Raw genomic sequence first — 2,453 nt, forward strand, 5'->3', positions numbered from 1 at the left:
CCCGCCGCACCGCCGCCGCCCGCCCCGTCCGATCAGCGCAAGGGCAACCTGCCCGCCCGGCTGACCAGCTTCATCGGGCGCGGCACCGACCTGGAACGGGTGGGCGGCCTGCTGGCGCGGGCGCGGCTCGTCACGCTCACCGGCGCCGGCGGCTCCGGCAAGAGCCGGCTGGCGCTGGAGGCCGCCGGCCGGGCGCCGGGCGAGCCCTGGCTCGTCGAACTCGCCCCGGTCACCGACCCGGCCGAGGTCCCGGCCGCCGTCAGCACCGCGCTCGGGCTCCGCGAGATGGCGCTGATCGGCGGTCACGCGGCCGCCCCGAACCCGCTCGACCGGCTCGTCTCCGCGCTGTCGGGGCGGCGGCTCCTGCTGGTCCTGGACAACTGCGAGCACCTGCTGGACGCCGCGGCGCGGCTCGCCGGGACCGTCCTGGCGACCTGCCCCGGCGTCCGGATCCTCGCGACGAGCCGGGAGCCCCTCGGCATCACCGGCGAGACGCTCTGGCCGGTCGAGCCGCTGGAACCGCCGCCGCCGTGCGCGGGCCCGGAGGAGGCGGCGGCCTCCCCGGCCGTCCGGCTGTTCGCCGACCGTGCCGCGGCCGTCTCGCCGGGCTTCGCGGTCACCGCCGGCAACGCCGCCGCGGTCGTGCGGACCTGCCGGGCCCTGGACGGCATGCCGCTGGCGATCGAGCTGGCCGCCGCACGGCTCCGCGCGATGACGCCCGCGCAGGTCGCCGACCGCCTCGACGACCGGTTTCGGCTGCTCACCGCGGGCAGCCGCACCGCCATGCCGCGGCACCGGACACTCCGCTCCGTCGTCGAGTGGAGCTGGGACCTGCTGGAGGAGCCCGAGCGGACGCTCTGGCGCCGCCTCGCCGCCTTCCCCGGCGGCGCGACCCTGGACGCCGCCGAGGCGGTCTGCGCCGGGCCCGGCCTGGACCGCGCAGCCGTCCTCGACCTGCTCACCGCGCTCGTCGACAAGTCGCTGCTGACCATCACCGGCCCCGAGCCCCGCTACCGGATGCTGGAGACGATCCGCGCCTACGGCCTCGAACGCCTCGCCGAGTCCGGCGACGAGGCCGCGACGAGGCGGGCGCACGCCGCGTACTTCCTCCGCCTGGCCGAGGAGGCCGAGCCGCACCTCTACCGCGCCGACCAGCTGCCCTGGCTGCACCGCCTCACCGCGGAACTCGACAACACCTCCGCCGCCCTGCACTGGGTGATCTCCGCGGGGGACGCGCCGCTCGCCATACGGTTCTGCGCGGCGCTCGGCTGGTACTGGTTCCTGCACGGCCGGCTCGGCGACGCCGTCGACGGGCTGACCGAGATCCTCGCGCTGCCGGACGTCCCCGACGACGAGACCACCGCCCGCGCCCTGGCGATCGGCGCCCTGACGCTGCTGGACGACCAGCAGGGCGCCGACCGGATCCCCGGCTGGCTCGCCCGCGCGGAGGGCATCTGCGCCGGGCTCGACCGCGCGTCCCTGCACCCGGTGCTGCGGCTGATGCTCGAGACCGTCCAGATGTACACGGTCGGCTGGAACCCGGCGTCCGCGCCCGGCATCGAGACCCTGCTGGACGACCCCGATCCGTGGGTGCGCGGCCTGGCGTACTTCGTGCGCGGCCAGATCGCCAACAACTTCGGCCGGACCGGCCAGATCGAGGACGACTTCGGCCGCGCCCTCGCCGCGTTCCGCGAGTCGGGCGACCGCTGGGGCCTGTCGGTCACCCTGACCTCGCAGGCGGAGATCCTCGGCCGCCGCGGCGACCACCGCGGCGCCGTCGGCCTGTACGAGGAGGCTCTGCGGCTCAACGCCGAGCTGGGCGGCGGCACGGCCGGGCTGCTGCACGTCCACATGAGGCTGGCGAACGGCCTCGACCTCATCGGCGAACGTGACCGGGCCGAGGCGCTGCTGCACGCCGCCCTCCGCGACTCCGTCTCCACCAACGCCGAGGAGACGGCCGCCCTGCACTACCAGCTCGGCGAGTTCGCCCGCCGCTCCGGCGACACCGCCGAGGCGCTGCGCCGCCTGGCGCACGCGGACGAGCTCACCGCGGACCTCCCGGGCCCCGCGCAGTTCCGCGCCATGATCCTCTGCGCCCGCGCGCAGCTCGACCTGGCGATGGGCGCCCTGGACGCCGCCACCGCCCGCCTGGAGGAGGCCCTGCGCGGCGCCGCCCGGGCCCAGGACTACCCGATCGTCTCCCACGTCCTGGCCGGCCACGCCGAACGCGCCCGCGTCCTGGGCGACCCGGCCCGCGCCGCCGAACTCCTCGGCACCGCAGACGCCCTGCGCGGCTCCCGCGACCTCTCCCTCCCCGACGTGGTGGCCATCGAGACCGCCACCCGCGCGGACCTGAGCGAAGAAGCCTTCACAACCGCCTACAACCAAGGCCGCACGAAAACCTTCAAAGACGTACTGACCACCTTCGCCCTACCCCTAGACCCCCCATAACC

Annotated in this window: 1 protein-coding gene; it reads left to right on the forward strand. The window is 76.2% G+C overall.

Annotated elements, in window-relative coordinates; genetic code table 11:
- Positions 1–2,451: ATP-binding protein (locus E1284_RS42255; protein ID WP_165965627.1), on the forward strand; the 2,451-nt coding region annotated here is incomplete at its 5' end.
- Between the last annotated feature and the right edge of the window lie 2 nt (positions 2,452–2,453).

Origin of the sequence: Actinomadura bangladeshensis (genome assembly GCF_004348335.1) — a bacterium.
GTDB lineage: Bacteria > Actinomycetota > Actinomycetes > Streptosporangiales > Streptosporangiaceae > Spirillospora > Spirillospora bangladeshensis.